This is a genomic window from Prolixibacteraceae bacterium (assembly GCA_019856515.1).
In the GTDB taxonomy this organism is placed as follows: domain Bacteria; phylum Bacteroidota; class Bacteroidia; order Bacteroidales; family Prolixibacteraceae; genus Halosquirtibacter; species Halosquirtibacter xylanolyticus.
This window is the reverse complement of sequence record CP082230.1, coordinates 2,666,196-2,685,138: the sequence shown is the minus strand read 5'-3', so window position 1 is coordinate 2,685,138 and position 18,943 is coordinate 2,666,196. Positions and strand designations below refer to the sequence as shown.

Below are 18,943 nucleotides of genomic sequence, written 5' to 3'. Positions count from 1 at the left end.
ATTTTTTGCTAGTTGCATGAGCATCCCAATAAATGGGTGGTATTTATTTGAAGTAGTATTTTGTAATTAAATATTTTTGTTCTACATTCGCAGTGTCTTTAAGAAAAAGGTGCCATAGCTCAGTTGGTAGAGCAAAGGACTGAAAATCCTTGTGTCCCTGGTTCGATTCCAGGTGGCACCACTTTTTTTGAGAGTTTTTAGGAGTAAATCTCCTATATTATTGGTAGGGTGCCATAGCTCAGTTGGTAGAGCAAAGGACTGAAAATCCTTGTGTCCCTGGTTCGATTCCAGGTGGCACCACTATTAAATGAAAGCTTCACAATGTTTGTGAAGCTTTTTTCATTTTTCATCATTACCCACATATTTATATTTATTGTTGTGATTGAAGTTGATAATACTATAGTGAGCTTTGATGTGTTTCATAAAAGATTTTTATGTGACTTGCTAAAGTGTAAAGGAGAATGTTGTGTTTCTGGAGATTCAGGGGCACCGTTGACTGAAGAGGAAGCAGTGGTTATTGAGAAGATATACCCATTGATTGAGCCAGAATTGTGTAATACGAATAAGCGAGAAGTAGAGATTCAAGGTTATTCTATTGTCGATTCTGATGGGGACTTAGTTACACCAATTGTAGGTGATGGAGAGTGTGTATATACTTATCTTGATCAAGATGGTAGTACTAAATGTGCGATTGAGAAATTATGGCTTGAAAATAAGATTGATTTTAGAAAGCCAATAAGTTGCCACCTTTTCCCCATCCGAATAACAGAGTATAAAGAGTTTGATGCGATAAATTATCAAGAGCTTGATATTTGTAGTTGTGCGGTGAAACTCGGTAAAGAGAAAAATGTAGCCGTCTGGCAACTACTTAAAGAACCATTAGTTCGTAAATATGGTGAAGCTTGGTATGAAGAATTATCAGAAGCTGCAAGGTATATAGAAGAGAATAATATTAAATAAAATTAGGTGGATAAAGGTATAGATACAATGGCTTCTGTACCTTTTCCTTTTATAGAGTTGATCACAATTTTACCTCCTAAGATTCGTGCGATTCGATAAGAAATACTCAAACCAATTCCAGTGCCTTCAACACTTTTTGTATAGGTGTCTTCTTCTTGTAGGAACTCCTTTCCAATATGCTCTAATAGCTCCTTCTTGATCCCAATTCCCGTGTCTGTAACTCTAAATATAAATTGATTATATTCTGTTTTAATATCAATATGTACATGCCCTTTTTCTGTGAACTTGATTGCATTACTCGTTAAATTTGTAATACATCTACTTAGAAGTTTCTCATCAGTATAGATATTAGATGCCACCTGATAATTAGAGTGTTTGAATAGAAGCTCTAGTCCATCTTTCTGGTGTTTGCTTATTTGACTCAATACAACGACTTGTAGGTTCTGAATGAATTGAGTTATTGGAACATTTCTTTTATTTGGGATTAATGTGTTATTAATAAGCGTTGATAGTTCAATAATATTTTCAATGTAGTCTATTAGTTTAATGCCGTTGTCAAGTACAATTCTAGCATACTCTTTCTTTTCATTTTCATTACAGATATTTTCTGATATCAGTTCGCTAAATCCAATTATAGCATTTAAAGGAGTTCGTATATCATGAGACATGTTTGAAAAAAAAGAGACAATCTGCTTTTCGTTTAATTTACTTTGTATTAGTGCACGAGATAAGTTGTCATTATTTTGGTAGAAATGTAATTGCTGGGCATTGTATTCATTAAATAGTTGGTTTAGTTTATTGCTTAGAACAACTAGTTCATGTGGACCATCATGATGTGATATTGGGTCAAGTGTATCCATGTCTGTCATTTCATCAATTTGTTTTACTAAATTGCTTAGGGGTTTATTTATTTGATTTTCGAATGTTTTTATGATTATATGCGAAAAGAAAGTTAGTAGTATTATTAAAATCAATAGTTCAATAATAGTATGGGTTCGTGCTTTGTCTATAATTAATGGTTCATACTGTATTTTCCAATATATAGGCTTCTCTGAAAACTCTGATAAGATGGTTAGTTTGCTATGGCAGTATTTTGGTGGAGAAAAAAAATTCAGTACTTTATTTGTCGCAATAAAACCCGAAGATTTTCTCGATTTGTTTTGTCTCTTATAGATAAACTTAACTTTAAATGGTGTGTTTTTTTGCGGATCATGTAATATTCGATGAGATAATCTCCTTATGATAATTGAGAAATCAAAAGAGTCTTGATTTATCCTATACGCATTTACTATATAGACATGTCTTTCAATTTGAATTATTCCTGTAATTTCACTTCTTCCGTAAATGGAGAGATTTTTTGTGAGGATATCGTAAATATTGGAAATATCAGATTGATATAATTGTTTCGATTTATATACCTTCTTAAGAATATGTCCACTCTCTCTAAAAAGATATAGTCCATGGATATTTATATCTTTAAGAATATTAGATGAGGTTTTCTCGGAGAAGAAATTATTGTCGAGTTTGATAATTTGACGATGAAGATTTGTAAGTCCCTTTGATTGGTTTTGAATAATAGAGTGTACCTTAAATTTATACATGTCTAATTGGTCCTTCTGTAACCGCTTGAATGTAGGATTGAAGGTTGTTAGATGTGTTATAAATAGAGTGATAAAAAGAAAAACTGTAGTTGCCCACACTATTCTTTTGGTTTGCTTCTTGATACTCATTATTTGAAATTCTTCTTTTTTTATTGGTACAAAGATATAATTATGGAATATAAGATATTTAGGTTTATCTGATTTCATTATCTTAGAGCAACATTAATATTTGATATATTTAGAGATGCAAAAGAACTTCTTCGTGAAAAATAGGAATATATTTACATATGTCACTTCTATACTTGTGTGTTTTATTGTTGTTTACATCTTTCTTTTTGATAAGAAACTTTTCTTGGGTGGTGATAATGCTTTTTATTACATATTAGGGAAGTCGATTAATGAAGGATTTGGGTATCGAAATATTCATATGTATGGGAATCCTTTAGCAAATCATTTTCCTCCAGGATATCCTCTTCTGATATCATTTGCGATGTGGATTTCACAAAGTGTTTTGTGGATTAAAGCTTTTAATGGGTTTTTTATGTGTGGTTCATTATTGTTGATGTTTTTTATTGTTCGGAAGATCACTAGCAATAACTTATTCGCATGTTTATCATCATTGGTCGTGTTGTTTAATGGTCAAATTATTAGGTATAGTTACGTTATGATGAGTGAGATTCCATTTTTATTCTTCTCTTTATTGACATTGTACTTTGTTTTGAAGAGTGATTTGAGAATAAATAGATACTTTATTTTTTCGATACTATCATTGATTTTCACTTTTTATATAAGATCTCAAGGTGTAGCACTTCTTGGCGGTATTACCTTATTTTATCTATTTAGGAAGAAGTGGAAGATGATTGGGATTACAATAGGATCTTTTGTTTTAGGCATACTGCCTTGGTCTATAAGAGGAATGAATTTGGGTGGGAATGGTTATTTGAATCAAATTATACTAAAAAACCCATACAGGCCTGAGCTAGGAGTAATTGAGCTCTATGGATGGATTGAGAGGATTATTAAGAATGGGCTAAGATATATATCGAAAGAGATTCCAAGAAGTGTTTTGCCTTCGATGAATATTTCACAGACAGCTCCTTCTGTTTGGTATCATTATGTGATTGGTATGGTACTAATACTCGTATTTATTTATGGGATCTATACTATGAATAAGAAATATCAAGGATTAATTATTGGTTATTTAGGTGGTCAATTTGGAATACAACTTTTATGGCCTGACGTGTGGTTTGGGATTAGATTTATGCTGCCGATTGTACCAATTATTCAATTTTTAATTCTATTAGGTTTATTCAATCTTTTATTTAAGCATAGTAATATTTCGACTCATGATAGTGGGGTGAGAAGGCGGGTTTTGGCAATGGGAATCGTATTGTTATTTAGTTTGCCATCGTTGAAAGTATTACACCTAAGAAAAGAGATGAAATGGGGTCTTAAATATGACCATTACTTTGCCATGGCTAAATGGTGTTCAACTCATACTCCAAAGGATGCTGTTATAGCATGTAGAAAACCAGGATTATTCTATTTGTATGCAAATAGAAAAGTTTCTCGGTTTAAAAATACAAATAATGCTGAGGAATTATTGACAGATTTGAGGAAGCAACATGTTTCATATATCGTAATTGATCGTTTAGGTTATTCATCTACAGGAAGGTATCTAGTTCCAGCTGTGAGGAACAATATTGCTCAATTTAAGCAGGTTTGTCACATTGGTGATCCGCCTACTTTTTTAATGAAATGGGATTACATTATCAAATAATGAAATGTAAAAACGTGTATTCAATGAAGTCATTGAATACACGTTTTTTTGTTATCCTTTGAAATGCTTGTAGAATTTTGATATTGTTCGAATACCATTAAATAAGTTTTCAAGTGGGAAATTTTCGTTAGGAGAGTGTATTGCATCACTCTCTAAGCCGAATCCCATCAATACCGATTTGGTTCCAAGGATTTCTTCAAATGTTGAAATGATTGGAATACTTCCACCACTTCTAACGGGTACTGGAGTTTTGCCAAAGACATCTTCATAAGCTTTCTCTGCTGCTTTATAAGCGGGTAGATTAATTGGACAAACATAGCCTTGTCCTCCGTGATGAGGCGTAACCTTAACTTTGACTGACTTTGGTGCAATACTTTCAAAGTGTTCTTTGAAAAGTGTTGCAATCTTGTTGTGATCTTGATTTGGCACTAATCGACTAGAAATTTTAGCATATGCTTTTGAAGGAAGAACTGTTTTAGCTCCTTCTCCAGTATATCCGCCCCAAATTCCACAAATGTCAAAAGAAGGTCTTATTCCAGTTCTTTCAGGTGTTGAATACCCTTCTTCACCTTGTATATCATCAATGTCAAGTGCTTTTTTATATGCTTCTAAATCAAAAGGAGCTTGACCAAGCTTTTCTCTTTCTTCTTTTGAGACATCGATCACATCGTCATAGAATCCAGGGATTGTAATACGATTGTCTGCATCTGTCATGGATGCAATTAATTTACTTAATTCATTGATTGGGTTTGCAACAGCCCCACCAAAGATACCTGAGTGAAGATCTCGATTTGGTCCAGTTACCTCTACTTCCCAATATGAAAGCCCTCTTAGTCCTGTCGTAATACTTGGAATATCGCGTGCAATCATTCCTGTATCAGAAACCAATATAATATCAGCTTTCAACATCTCTTTGTGATCTAAGCAAAATTGGCCTAAATGTACAGAACCAATTTCTTCTTCACCTTCGATCATGAACTTAACGTTGCATGTAAGCTGATTTGTTTTTACTAAATATTCGAAAGCTTTAGCATGTATGAATGCTTGACCTTTATCATCATCAGCACCACGTGCCCATATTTTACCATCTCTAATTTCTGGTTCAAAAGGAGGTGATTTCCAAAGTTCAATTGGGTCTACAGGCATAACATCCATATGACCATATACAAGCACTGTTGGTAAGTTTGGATCTATAATTTTCTCACCATACGTAACAGGGTTACCTGGAGTGTCAAAAATTACTGCTTTATCTGCACCTGCATCTAACATTAATTGTTTCCAATATTCTGCACATCGGTACATGTCTGGCTTGTGTTCTTTAATAGAGCTAATTGATGGTATTCGAATTAGTCCAAAAAGTTCGTCTAGAAAGCGATCTTTGTTCTCTTCAATATACTTGTTTATTTGTTCCATAGTAAAGAATGTTTGATCAATATATTTTCTTCTAAAGGTATAATTTTTTGCTTAAAGATCTTTGTGTAATTATTCATGATAGATGTAAATATTGATGTGTTCTGATAGATTGTATTATTATAGGTTATATTTCTTTCGTTTTGTTTTAAATACTAGTGTAGTGTTTCAGTTAAATTAAATTAATGTGTTTTTTGTGTTAATATGTAAAAGAATAAGACAGATTCTTTTGTTTGTAATGTCAAATTTATATATTTGCATTGTACCCCTGTGAAAATAGGGGTGTTTTATTAAAAAACAACATTGTATCCGTTTTAGGTGTTTTGTTTATTGGGGTAGAGTGTTGTTTTGTGTTGTTTTGATAGGAAAATAATAATAAATATTTATGGCTACTGTTAGATTTAATGCATTGAATACCCTTCTTAATAGGGAACCGAAAATTGTGGTTAGAGAAGAAAAGTTGACTTCTGATTATTACGGAAAGTTGGTGTTTAATCGTCCCAAGATGAAGAAATATTTATCTGTTGATGCTTATAAAGCAGTGATAGATGCTATTGATAATGGAGTGACAATTGACCGAAAGATTGCAGATCAGGTAGCCATTGGAATGAAGGCTTGGGCCATGGAAAATGGTGTTACTCATTATACGCACTGGTTTCATCCCTTAACTGACGGTACTGCAGAAAAACATGATGCATTTATTGAACATGGTGAAAATGGAGGTGTTGTTGAGAACTTCGCTGGCTCTTTGCTTGCCCAGCAAGAACCTGATGCCTCTTCTTTCCCCAACGGAGGGATAAGAGATACTTTTGAAGCCCGAGGATATACTGCATGGGATGTTTCTTCACCTGCTTTTATTGTTGGTACAACATTGTGTATTCCAACTATTTTTATTTCCTATACAGGAGAAGCTTTGGATTACAAGGCTCCTTTGATGAAGGTTACTAACCTAATCGATAAAGCTGCGGTTGATGTTTGTCAGTACTTTGATAAGAATGTAACTAAAGTTACTGCAAATTTAGGTTGGGAGCAAGAGTATTTCTTGATAGATGAGGCTCTTTATCAAGCAAGACCAGATTTGTATCTTACTGGACGTACATTGATGGGGCATGCTTCTGCTAAGGACCAGCAACTTGATGATCATTATTTTGGTTCTATCCCAGAAAGGGTTGGTGCATTTATGGTTGATCTAGAGAATGAAGCTTATAAATTAGGTATTCCATGTAAAACACGCCATAACGAGGTTGCTCCGAATCAGTTTGAGTTAGCTCCTATTTATGAAGAAGTGAACTTGGCCAATGATCATAATCAATTGGTTATGGATGTGATGAAAAAAGTGGCACGTCATCACGGGTTTAGAGTTCTTCTTCACGAAAAACCTTTTAAAGGAATCAATGGTTCTGGAAAACACAATAATTGGTCTTTGTCTACTGATACGGGTGTTGTTCTATACAAACCAGGTAAGAACCCAAAGAGTAATCTACAGTTTTTGACTTTTGTTGTAAATACTCTTAAAGCTGTTTTTGATCATCAAGACCTGTTGAGAGCAACAATCGTTTCTGCAAGTAATGCACATAGACTTGGAGCAAATGAGGCACCCCCTGCAATTATATCAGTATTCTTAGGAACAGAAGTTTCTGCGATGTTGGATCACTTAGAAACAGCAGTTGTTGATAGAAAGATGACTCCAGATGAAAAGACTGCACTTAAGTTCGATATTGGCAGAATTCCAGAGATTATCCTAGATAACACGGATCGTAACCGTACTTCTCCATTTGCATTTACAGGTAACCGTTTTGAGTTTAGGGCTGTTGGGTCTATGGCGAATTGTGCAGCTCCAATGATTGCACTTAATACCGCTGTTGCAAAACAGTTAATTGAATTTAAGAAAGAAGTAGACGCACTGATCGAATCAGGAATTAAAAAGGATGAGGCTATCTTCCAAATTCTGAAGAAAATTATTGTGGAGTGTAAAAATGTTCGTTTTGACGGGAATGGATATAGTGATGATTGGGTTGTTGAAGCTGAGAAACGAGGTCTTACGAATATAAAGAGTGTTCCAGAGGCATTAGATGGCTACTTGTCAGAAAAATCAAAAACATTGTTTATTGAGAATGGAATCTTCTCAGAACGAGAGCTTGAAGGTCGTACGGAAGTGGAATATGAGAAGTTTACAAAAAAGATACAGATCGAAGCTCGCGTTTTAGGTGATCTTGCCATTAATCATATTGTTCCTACTGCAATACAGTACCAAACAACACTTATTGAGAATGTAAAAGGGTTGAAAGAGATATTCTCAGACGAGGAATTTGAAGCAATGGCAGGTGCACGAAAAGCATTGATTAAAGATATTTCAAATCATATTTCAACGATAAAGCTTAAAGTGTATGAGATGGTTGAAGCTAGAAAACTAGCTAATAAAATTGAAAATGAAAGAGCAAAAGCGGAGTCTTATGATATTACAGTAAGACCTTTCTTGGATGAAATTAGATACCATATTGATAAATTAGAGCTAGTTGTTGATAATGAATTGTGGCCACTACCTAAATATAGAGAGCTACTTTTTGCTAGATAAGTATAATATTGGAAGAACTATATTATAATCACGGTAAAGGCTGTTCATCATGATGAACAGCCTTTTTTTAAATATATTGAGTAGTATTATAAAGACTTCATCTAATCAAATATATTAACACCTGTATCCCACCAAAGTCTTGTTCCCGCAGTGTTTTTTCCTGAGGATAGAAGTTTTGTTGCTTTTTGCATTTCATTGTAGTTGTTATTAACTTCTGACCTAGGGAATGGAAGCCTTCTTATCATTATTTCAGTGTCAATTTGCCCTGTTTCAAATGATTGACTTTCATTGATTTTGATTGGTTGAAGTTTTGGGTATCCTGTTCGTCTAAATTCACTCCATGCTTCTTGTCCAATAGGGAAATTAGCAATCCACTTTTGAGTGATTATTTTCTCAAGCTTTTCTTCTTTTGATAAAGATGAATCCCATTGTATCGTAACTTTTGAGACAGCCTTAATATTATTATCTTGATTCGCTGGGTCTATATAGTCTGCTGGCTGAGATGTATTGTCTGTGATGTAGTTGTATGCATCTATCGTAGGGATATCCCATTGTTTCATAGATGCTTGTATTCCTTGTTTGTATAACTCTCCAGCTTCACCATTCATATTAAACCCTTTTAATGCACCTTCAGCTCTTAAAAAGTACATTTCAGCAGGAACCATAAAGTATATTGGAGTCGATTTTTGTTTGTCAGCTTGCCATAATGCTCCAAGTGTTGAGAAATCTTTTCTTTGATCTTTACTTACAAGTCGTATTCCATTTCTAATTCCTTGAAATCTTACTTTTTCTCCAGTACTTAAAGTGTAATTTGGCCCTAATTTTATAGCTTTTTTGTTTTGTGTAGGTAGGAAATATTTTTCAAGTCTTGGATCTTTAAGTCCAACAAGAATAGATTCCATATTTGCTCCAAGTTTAGTGTCTTGCCAGACATTAGAAATAATATACAAGGGATTATCAGCATTTATATCTAACATGCCAACTACACCATCTGATTCTGTTAGAATGCCATTGCTTAGAGCCTTCTCAGCTTCAATCTTTGCTTTTGCAATATCCTTATTTGAAATACGCATAGCTAATCTTAGCCTTAAACTATTACAATATTTCCTCCACTTTGTGTAATCTCCACCAAAAATATAGTCATATTTTTTGAATCCACTTTTTCCTGGATTTTTTTCAATATACTCTTTAAGATGTTGATCTGCTTCTTCTAAGTCTTTAAAGAATGATGTGTATACTTCTTCTTGTGACTCATATGGTGCATATGTGTCGTACATTCCATACGAACTATATGGAAGAGGCCCATAAGAGTCTGTAGCTTGATGCATGGCTGCCACTCTAAGAATTTTAGCAATGGCGATAAAGTCCGTACTTTTCTCATCAGAGAGTTTGAGTATTACATCAACGGGTTTCATCACTCCAGTTACCCTGTAGTTATATGGAGTTTCGTTCCAATTCTCCATAAGACTATAAGTGGAATTAAAGTGGTCGCTGTTAAAAGGTGTTGGAGGAGCCATGTAACCAGAGTATAGATCACCGATAAGATTTTCTTGGATTTGGTACATCCAATGTAAATCTTGAAAAATGTTTTTTTGAATGGTACCAAATAGAGGACCTGTGGAGACTTCTTTAACTTTAAATGGGTCCTTATTCATCTCTTCAAACTTACTCGTACACGAAGTGGAAATGAGAATGATGGCAATGTAGATTTTGTATAGATATTTTGTATTCATAAGTTGCATAGATTAGAATTTAATATTTAAAGAGAAACCTATATTCCTTGTTGCAGGTAATCCGAAATGATCAGTGTTTAATTGTTTGATACCCGTTGCTGAAGAGGCAATGCTCGGGTCAAATGGCGCATCTATATAGAAGAACAGTAGATTTCTGCCGATAAAAGAAATATCCAACCCTTTAATTGGAGCATTTTCACCAAATAGATGACTAAAACTATAGGTAAATGAAGCTTCTTGTAACCTTATATTTGTTGCATCATATAGAAATTCACCAATAGGAACAGATGAATAATAGTCTTTTGCAGAAATTGTCGTTTCCACGTTTCTGTATTTTCCTTCTCCTGTCGATATCATTCCATTTACCTTAAATCCGCCATTGTTTCTCATCTTTGCTGTCTCTTCTGTCAATCCATTTTTAGATAGCTGATGTTGTGTGGCAGAAAGTACTTTTCCTCCAATACTCGCGTTGATAAGGAACGATAAGCTAAAGTTTTTATATCTAATAGAGTTGTTCCATCCAAGAGTAAAATCGGGGTTGATATTACCAATATATTCATCTTTTCCACTAACCATTAGTGTATATCCTTCACTTGGATCATCGTTATTTTTCTGTGCTAGAATATATTTACCATTATTTTTCATATATACTTTTGCATATAGCTTTCCAATTGGTTCTCCTTCTTTAGCTTTTATTGTGCTACTATATCCACTAAACCTAAAACCTTCTTCTCTGTAATTTTCAGGAAGACTAATTACCTTATTGATATTTTTGGTAAAATTGATATTTGAATTCCATTGTAAATTATTGCTTTGTATTGGTGTTGTGTTGATCGTTAGCTCAATACCTTCATTTTGAATGTCACCAGCATTGATGTAATACGTTTTATAACCTGAGGCTAGTACTGCAGCTTGTTTAAAGAATTGATTTTCAGTGTTTGCAATGTAGTAGCAAGCATCCATAGATAATCTATTGTCAAACATACGAAGGTCTAGTCCAAATTCTTTAGAAGTTGTAATTTCTGGTTTTAAGTCAGTAAATGGTTTTGCATCATTAAGTGTAATATTACCATTACGATCAACAGAGTGTGATTCAAGAGATGTAACACCAAATGGCACAGAGTTACCTACTCTAGTCCAAGAAGCTCTGATCTTACCAAAATTGATAAACCCTAGAAGCTGATCATTTGTTAACTTTGTAAAAATAAAGCTTCCTCCTATCGAAGGATAAAAAAAATCATATTCATCTTTGGGAAGTGTTGAACTCCAGTCTTTTCTACATGTTACATCTAGAAAAAACATATCATCATATCCGATATTTGCTGCACCAAATATTGATTGAGTTTGTCTCTGTGTTTTTTTTTCAGAATGTCCGCCTCCATTTTCTAGTGCTCCTGGAGAAAAAACATTTGGAAGTGAAGGGTGTCCATTGATACTCATCGTTGTATGTTGAATATCTTCGATACTAGATCCTAATGTTCCATTGAATTGTATTTTTTCGAATTTATGATTTAACAATAGTAGTATATCGCCATAGCTCTCAATGTGATCAATTTTGTCTGATGAATATTTCCCGTTGTCTTTGGCGAGGGTCTTCATTGTTCCTGCATGTGCCTTGAATGACTTCTCTTCAATTGTGTTGTCAATATTTCCACGAGCTTTAATTGTTGCCCATTTAGTTAACTCAAGGGCTATATCTAAATTAACTATACCTCTTTTTTTATTCGATTCTTTTTCTATCTTATTTATGATCCAATAAGGGTTGTCAGACTTGTCTTTATATGGCCAATTTTGGTTGTATATTTTTCTTTCATCATCCCAGTATTGGTATTTGTGTTTATAAGAAGTAAAGTCAATACCTCTTGGAAATCTGTATAGTGAAAAAATAGGATTGTAATATTCACCAGGAGTAGAGGGGGCTTGTTCTATTTTTTGTTTCATCAGATTTACTCTTGCTCCGATTTTTAACTTGTCATTTAAGTATTTAGAGGAGGTTTTTATCGTTAGATTATGTTTATCCAAAGTGTTTTGAGGTACAATACCTTTCATGTTTGAGTTCGCATATGATACATATGATGTTCTTTTTTCGCTTCCTGAACTAAATGAAACCCTGTTTGTGAAAGATAGACCTGTATTAAAAAAGTCTTCTACATGAGTGTCTGTAAAATTAGATTGTTTTCCCCAATTAGCTCCGCCGAGCTCTTCTCCTTCAACAGGTAAGTATGAGTTCTGGAAATCTATTAAATGATTCACTTTGTCAAATTGGACACTTGAATTAAAGTTAATCGTCATTGCACCTTTTTTACCGGATTTGGTGGTAATTAAGATTACACCATTACCTGCTTTACTCCCATATAAAGCTGCAGCAGAAGCACCCTTTAGAATGTTAACACTTTCAATGTCATCAGGATTGATTGATGAAATACCATCACCTGTATCAACACCTCCACCAAAACCGTCACCACCCTCTACTTGGTTGAATATTGGATTAGCCATTGGTACTCCATCTATAACATATAAAGGTTGATTGTTTCCTGCAATCGAGGTGAGACCTCTAAGTATAACTTTTGAGGAGGAACCTAATCCTGACCCTGTAGTTGTTATATTTAGTCCTGAGGTTCTTCCTGCCAGTGATGTGACGAAATTCTTACTCGGTATTGCAGACAAACTCTTTCCATCAACCTTTTGTGTTGCATAAGTAAGTGATTTTTCATGTCTTTTGATACCTAAGGCTGTAACGACTACTTCGTCAACAAGCTTATGATCATTTTTCAGTGTTATATTATAATAATCACGATCGTCCACTTGAATTTCAGTTGCTTTCATCCCAATATATGAAATCATAAGAATGTCACCCTTCTTAGCTTTCACTTTAAAGACACCATCATAATTTGACACTGTTCCTTTCGATGTGCCTTTTAGACCTATCGAAGCTCCAATGATAGGTGTATTCTCTGTGTCACTGATTAAACCATTGATTATTTTTACCTGTTGATCTGATTGACCATTCGCAGGTATGGTACTCACAATACATATCAGTATCGTAATCCATTTTAAATAAGAAAGCTTGATCGAACTATGTGTGTTTCCGATCTTCATTTTTAACCTATTGTTCATAAGTCGTTGGATTTTAGTTAGTATATGAATAAATGTTTGGGGGAGAATTTTATTGAGTAGATTTTAAGGGTCTAAATACCTCATCTTTTATAGGTCTTTATTTCCCTTTGTAGATTGTATTCATAAGGTTGCATAAGATGTAAATTTTGGTTTAGCTTACTGATTTAAAAATAATGATTAGGAACAAGTAATTTGCTGTATTAATATATGTTTTAAATCATAATAAATGTGAAAAAGTATTGTTGTTTTTTGTTGTATATTGTCTTGATTTACAGCTAAGGTATATGCTTGTGCTTATAGGTCGTGTTGTTCGATTATTGATGTTTCTATTTGGAAGTGTGGGATAAAAAGCCCTTTCTTTGCAACGCTTTCGAGAAAAACGATAGCGAGTTCTTAGACGGTTTTGAAGAGTGTTTTTTAAGTCTCAATTAAGTTGAGAAATTATTTAAGAAAACATTTGGAGTTTAAAGATAAAATCGTTTATCTTTGCAACCGCAAAAACATCGGCGCAACGGCGACGATGGATGAATAAGATACAAAGTTCTTTGAAGATATTTTTTGATAATGACAAGTACAAAAAAGCAACCGTCAATCTAATAGATTTTTGAGTTTTTGTTGAGCTAAATTAATTAACTTTTTATACAACGAAGAGTTTGATCCTGGCTCAGGATGAACGCTAGCGGGAGGCCTAACACATGCAAGTCGAGGGGTAACGGAGGTAGCTTGCTACCAGACGACGACCGGCGCACGGGTGAGTAACGCGTATGTAATCTGCCTTGTACAGGGGAATAGCCCAGAGAAATTTGGATTAATGCCCCATAGTATTATTGAGTCGCATGACTTGGTGATTAAAGCTCCGGCGGTACAAGATGAACATGCGTGACATTAGCTAGTTGGTAAGGTAACGGCTTACCAAGGCTACGATGTCTAGGGGTTCTGAGAGGATGATCCCCCACACTGGTACTGAGACACGGACCAGACTCCTACGGGAGGCAGCAGTGAGGAATATTGGTCAATGGACGCAAGTCTGAACCAGCCATCCCGCGTGAAGGATGACTGCCCTATGGGTTGTAAACTTCTTTTATATGCAAATAAACCTACTTTCGTGAAAGTAGCTGAAGGTAGCATATGAATAAACACCGGCTAACTCCGTGCCAGCAGCCGCGGTAATACGGAGGGTGTAAGCGTTATCCGGATTTATTGGGTTTAAAGGGTACGTAGGCGGTAATATAAGTCAGTGGTGAAATCCTGCAGCTCAACTGTAGAACTGCCATTGAAACTGTATTACTTGAGTATACTTGAGGTAGGCGGAATGAGTAGTGTAGCGGTGAAATGCTTAGATATTACTCAGAACACCGATTGCGAAGGCAGCTTACTAAGGTATAACTGACGCTGATGTACGAAAGCGTGGGGAGCGAACAGGATTAGATACCCTGGTAGTCCACGCCGTAAACGATGATTACTCGCTGTTGGCGATACACAGTCAGTGGCTAAGCGAAAGTTTTAAGTAATCCACCTGGGGAGTACGATCGCAAGATTGAAACTCAAAGGAATTGACGGGGGCCCGCACAAGCGGAGGAACATGTGGTTTAATTCGATGATACGCGAGGAACCTTACCTGGGCTTAAATGTACGGCGATCGGTCTAGAGATAGACTTTTCTTCGGACGACGTACAAGGTGCTGCATGGTTGTCGTCAGCTCGTGCCGTGAGGTGTCGGGTTAAGTCCCATAACGAGCGCAACCCCTATCTTTAGTTGCTAACAGGTTAAGCTGAGGACTCTAGAGAGACTGCCACCGTAAGGTGAGAGGAAGGTGGGGATGACGTCAAATCAGCACGGCCCTTATGTCCAGGGCTACACACGTGTTACAATGGTCAGTACAAAGGGCAGCTACCTGGCGACAGGATGCTAATCTCTAAAACTGGTCTCAGTTCGGATCGGAGTCTGCAACTCGACTCCGTGAAGCTGGATTCGCTAGTAATCGCGCATCAGCCATGGCGCGGTGAATACGTTCCCGGGCCTTGTACACACCGCCCGTCAAACCATGGAAGCTGGGGGTGCCTGAAGTCTGTTACCGAAAGGAGCGGCCTAGGGTAAAACTAGTGACTGGGGTTAAGTCGTAACAAGGTAGCCGTACCGGAAGGTGTGGCTGGAACACCTCCTTTCTGGAGCCGACAAGAACGGTTAAAGAAAATCGACGAGATTAGGTTGTTTTTTCTTGTCATATCAAAAAACCTTATATACCCACATAACCAAAGTGGATAGCGTTAGGCTGAAAAACTAAGGTGGTTATGTTTTAGACATAGTCCCGTAGCTCAGCTGGTTAGAGCGCTACACTGATAATGTAGAGGTCCCCAGTTCAAGTCTGGGCGGGACTACAATCGTAATATTATTTATACGAGGTTATTTGGGGGATTAGCTCAGCTGGCTAGAGCGCCTGCCTTGCACGCAGGAGGTCATCGGTTCGACTCCGATATTCTCCACACATTTATATTGATTTAGTTAGATTTAATTTGATTAGATCGGTGTATATAAGTTCTTTGACATTCTGGAAAAAAGTAATCTGTAAAAGAATACAACAGATATCGAGATTAACATTAAAGGTTAATTATAATAGAAAGTAAGTAAGGGTGTATGGTGGATGCCTAGGCTCTTAGAGGCGATGAAAGACGTGATAAGCTGCGATAAGCTTCGGGGAGGTGCAAACAACCTTTGATCCGAAGATTTCTGAATGGGGCAACCCAGCCAATTTATTGGTTATCTGACTATGTCAGAGGCAAACCCGGAGAACTGAAACATCTAAGTACCCGGAGGAAGAGAAAACAAAAGTGATTCCGTTAGTAGTGGCGATCGAACGCGGATTAGCCCAAACCAATGACGTTTCGGCGTTGTTGGGGTTGTAGGACTGCGATATGAGATTATGCGTGAAGTAGAAGTAACTGGAAAGTTACACCAGAGAGGGTGATAGTCCTGTACACGTAAGCAAATATGATCTAGCAGTATCCTGAGTAGGGCGGGGCACGTGAAACCCTGTCTGAATCTGCCAGGACCATCTGGTAAGGCTAAATACTCCTAAGAGACCGATAGAGAACCAGTACCGTGAGGGAAAGGTGAAAAGTACCCCGAACAGGGGAGTGAAATAGTACCTGAAACCATACACTTACAAGCGGTCGGAGCATCATTAGATGTGACGGCGTGCCTTTTGCATAATGAGCCTACGAGTTACTCCTCACTAGCAAGGTTAAGAGCTTAAGGCTCGGAGCCGAAGCGAAAGCAAGTCTGAATAGGGCGTCGAAGTTAGTGGGGGTAGACGCGAAACCGTGTGATCTACCCATGGGCAGGTTGAAGTCTTGGTAACACAAGATGGAGGACCGAACCAGGGAGCGTTGAAAAGCTCTTGGATGACCTGTGGGTAGGGGTGAAAGGCCAATCAAACTCGGAAATAGCTCGTACTCCCCGAAATGCATTTAGGTGCAGCCTTGGATATAGTATTGCAGAGGTAGAGCTACTGATTGGATGCGAGGGCTTCACCGCCTATCAACTCCAGACAAACTCCGAATGCTGTAATATGATTACCAGGAGTGAGGGCATGGGTGCTAAGGTCCATGTCCGAAAGGGAAAGAACCCGGACCATCAGCTAAGGTCCCCAAGTATATGTTAAGTTGAACAAACGAGGTCTGATTGCATAGACAGCTAGTATGTTGGCTTGGAAGCAGCCATTCATTTAAAGAGTGCGTAACAGCTCACTAGTCGAGCGATCGGGCATGGATAATAATCGGGCATCAAACATATCACCGAAGCTATGGATTTAATGGACTACCATTAAGTGGTAGGGGAGCATTCTGACTGCGTTGAATGTGCACTGTGAGGTGCGCTGGAGCGGTTAGAAAAGCAAATGTAGGCATAAGTAACGATAAGGAGGGCGAGAAACCCTCCCACCGATAGACTAAGGTTTCCTGATCAACGCTAATCGGATCAGGGTTAGTCGGGACCTAAGGGGTAGCCGAACGGCGAACTCGATGGACAACGGGTTAATATTCCCGTACTTTATATAGTTGTGATGGGGCGACGGAGTGATGAAAGCACCGCGTACTGACGGAATAGTACGTTGAAGGGCGTAGGTTATGAGATGTGTAGGCAAATCCGCACGTTGAGCTGAAACCCGATAGTACCGAGAGTCTTCGGACGATTGGATAGTGTGCCTAAGGGCTTCCTAGAAAAACCTCTAAACGTAGATTATATAAACCCGTACCGCAAACCGACACAGGTAGTCAAGGAGAGAATCCTGAGGTGCTCGAGTGATTCATGGCTAAGGAACTAGGCAAAATCGATCCGTAACTTCGGGAGAAGGATCGCTCCTCGCAAGGGGAGCCGCAGTGAAAAGGCCCAGGCGACTGTTTATCAAAAACACAGGGCTTTGCTAAATCGAAAGATGATGTATAAGGCCTGACACCTGCCCGGTGCCGGAAGGTTAAGTGGGGGCGTTATCTTCGGAGAAGCGCTGAAATGAAGCCCCGGTAAACGGCGGCCGTAACTATAACGGTCCTAAGGTAGCGAAATTCCTTGTCGGGTAAGTTCCGACCTGCACGAATGGTGCAACGATCTGGGCACTGTCTCAGCCATGAGCTCGGTGAAATTGAAGTATCGGTGAAGATGCCGATTACCCGCAACGGGACGGAAAGACCCCGTGAACCTTTACTGCAACTTCACATTGATTTTGGGCAAGTAATGTGTAGGATAGGTCGGAGACAATGAAATGGCGTCGCTAGGCGTTGTGGAGTCGTCCTTGAAATACGACCCTTTGCTTGTTTGAAACCTAACTCAGCAATGAGGACATTGTGTGGTGGGTAGTTTGACTGGGGTGGTCGCCTCCAAAAGAGTAACGGAGGCTTCTAAAGGTACCCTCAAGACGATTGGTAACCGTCTGTAGAGTGTAATGGCACAAGGGTGCTTGACTGTGAGACCAACACGTCGATCAGGTACGAAAGTAGAGCATAGTGATCCGGTGGTTCCGTATGGAAGGGCCATCGCTCAAAGGATAAAAGGTACTCCGGGGATAACAGGCTGATCGCTCCCAAGAGCTCATATCGACGGAGCGGTTTGGCACCTCGATGTCGGCTCGTCACATCCTGGGGCTGGAGAAGGTCCCAAGGGTTGGGCTGTTCGCCCATTAAAGTGGCACGCGAGCTGGGTTCAGAACGTCGTGAGACAGTTCGGTCCCTATCTGTTGTGGGCGCAGGAAACTTGAGAGAAGCTGCTGCTAGTACGAGAGGACCGCGGTGGACAAACCTCTGGTGTATCAGTTGTGCCGCCAGGTGCATTGCTGAGTAGCTACGTTTGGAAGAGATAAGTGCTGAAAGCATCTAAGCACGAAGCTCCACTCAAGATGAGGTTTCCTTAGAGGGTCGTTGGAGACTACGACGTTGATAGGCTGCAGGTGTAAAGGTTGTGAGACCAAAGCCGAGCAGTACTAATTACCCGAAACTTTCATTAGAATAAAAGATTAGTTGTATTTAGATTACTTTTTCCAGGAGCATGTCAAAAAGATATATTGAACTATGTATGCTGATATATGTTAGATTGTAACATTAAGTCAGATATAAATAACCGTATTAACAATTTAAGGTGGTTATTGCATAGGGGTTCCACCTCTTCCCATTCCGAACAGAGAAGTTAAGCCCTACCGCGCCGATGGTACTGCAGAGATGTGGGAGAGTAGGTCGCCGCCGTTTTACAGAGAACCGATTCTTATTAAAGAGTCGGTTTT

7 protein-coding genes, 4 tRNA genes and 3 rRNA genes are annotated in these 18,943 nt (G+C 37.7%); 10 read left to right on the top strand and 4 right to left on the bottom strand.

Features of this window, described 5'->3' with window-relative positions; genetic code table 11:
• The first annotated feature begins 108 nt into the window (after positions 1 to 108).
• The 3 genes from K5X82_09610 to K5X82_09600 all read left to right on the top strand — a co-directional run bounded on the left by K5X82_09610 (position 109) and on the right by K5X82_09600 (position 960).
• Positions 109 to 181, top strand: a tRNA-Phe gene (locus K5X82_09610).
• 46 nt (positions 182 to 227) lie between these two features.
• Positions 228 to 300 (top strand) — tRNA-Phe (locus tag K5X82_09605).
• A gap of 78 nt (positions 301 to 378) precedes the next feature.
• A complete protein-coding gene (locus tag K5X82_09600) occupies positions 379 to 960 on the top strand; it encodes a DUF3109 family protein (protein ID QZT35582.1) in 582 nt (193 codons plus the stop codon).
• Between the two features lie 2 nt (positions 961 to 962).
• On the opposite strand, the gene K5X82_09595 is transcribed toward K5X82_09600, so the two are convergent.
• The gene (locus K5X82_09595; GenBank protein ID QZT35581.1) at positions 963 to 2,690 is read right to left on the bottom strand and encodes a HAMP domain-containing histidine kinase; all 1,728 of its coding nucleotides are present in this window, start codon (positions 2,688 to 2,690) and stop codon (positions 963 to 965) included.
• A gap of 133 nt (positions 2,691 to 2,823) precedes the next feature.
• Between K5X82_09595 and K5X82_09590 the strand changes: the two genes are divergently transcribed.
• Entirely contained in the window at positions 2,824 to 4,341 is a 1,518-nt protein-coding gene (locus tag K5X82_09590; GenBank protein ID QZT35580.1) for a phospholipid carrier-dependent glycosyltransferase, read from the top strand.
• Positions 4,342 to 4,392: 51 nt separating this feature from the next.
• Here K5X82_09590 and K5X82_09585 read toward each other — a convergent pair whose 3' ends face one another.
• A complete protein-coding gene (locus K5X82_09585; protein ID QZT35579.1) occupies positions 4,393 to 5,754 on the bottom strand; it encodes a dipeptidase in 1,362 nt (453 codons plus the stop codon).
• 382 nt (positions 5,755 to 6,136) lie between these two features.
• Here K5X82_09585 and K5X82_09580 point away from each other — a divergent pair, with 382 nt between their 5' ends.
• Positions 6,137 to 8,326 carry a glutamine synthetase III gene (locus K5X82_09580; GenBank protein QZT35578.1) on the top strand — a complete coding sequence of 730 codons (2,190 nt, stop codon included), beginning with the start codon at positions 6,137 to 6,139 and terminating at the stop codon, positions 8,324 to 8,326.
• A gap of 101 nt (positions 8,327 to 8,427) precedes the next feature.
• On the opposite strand, the gene K5X82_09575 is transcribed toward K5X82_09580, so the two are convergent.
• Both K5X82_09575 and K5X82_09570 read right to left on the bottom strand, forming a co-directional pair.
• The gene (locus K5X82_09575; GenBank protein ID QZT35577.1) at positions 8,428 to 10,059 is read right to left on the bottom strand and encodes a SusD/RagB family nutrient-binding outer membrane lipoprotein; all 1,632 of its coding nucleotides are present in this window, start codon (positions 10,057 to 10,059) and stop codon (positions 8,428 to 8,430) included.
• A gap of 12 nt (positions 10,060 to 10,071) precedes the next feature.
• The gene (locus tag K5X82_09570) at positions 10,072 to 13,176 is read right to left on the bottom strand and encodes a SusC/RagA family TonB-linked outer membrane protein (protein QZT35576.1); all 3,105 of its coding nucleotides are present in this window, start codon (positions 13,174 to 13,176) and stop codon (positions 10,072 to 10,074) included.
• A gap of 641 nt (positions 13,177 to 13,817) precedes the next feature.
• Between K5X82_09570 and K5X82_09565 the strand changes: the two genes are divergently transcribed.
• The 5 genes from K5X82_09565 (at position 13,818) to rrf (ending at position 18,908) form a co-directional block, all read left to right on the top strand.
• Positions 13,818 to 15,341, top strand: a 16S ribosomal RNA gene (locus K5X82_09565).
• Between the two features lie 139 nt (positions 15,342 to 15,480).
• A tRNA-Ile gene (locus K5X82_09560) sits at positions 15,481 to 15,554 on the top strand.
• A 31-nt stretch (positions 15,555 to 15,585) separates the two neighbouring features.
• Positions 15,586 to 15,659, top strand: a tRNA-Ala gene (locus tag K5X82_09555).
• Between the two features lie 131 nt (positions 15,660 to 15,790).
• A 23S ribosomal RNA gene (locus K5X82_09550) occupies positions 15,791 to 18,669 on the top strand.
• A gap of 128 nt (positions 18,670 to 18,797) precedes the next feature.
• Positions 18,798 to 18,908 (top strand): 5S ribosomal RNA (gene rrf, locus K5X82_09545).
• The 16S, 23S and 5S rRNA genes sit together here with 2 tRNA genes alongside, the layout of an rRNA operon.
• The last annotated feature ends 35 nt before the right edge of the window (positions 18,909 to 18,943 follow it).

Excerpts from the sequence above, each read along its gene's own strand:
- K5X82_09595 (QZT35581.1), bottom strand. The coding sequence starts at position 2,690 with ATGAGTATCAAGAAGCAAACCAAAAGAATAGTGTGGGCAACTACAGTT.
- K5X82_09585 (QZT35579.1), bottom strand. The coding sequence starts at position 5,754 with ATGGAACAAATAAACAAGTATATTGAAGAGAACAAAGATCGCTTTCTA.
- K5X82_09580 (QZT35578.1), top strand. The coding sequence starts at position 6,137 with ATGGCTACTGTTAGATTTAATGCATTGAATACCCTTCTTAATAGGGAA.
- K5X82_09575 (QZT35577.1), bottom strand. The coding sequence starts at position 10,059 with ATGAATACAAAATATCTATACAAAATCTACATTGCCATCATTCTCATT.
- K5X82_09570 (QZT35576.1), bottom strand. The coding sequence starts at position 13,176 with ATGAACAATAGGTTAAAAATGAAGATCGGAAACACACATAGTTCGATC.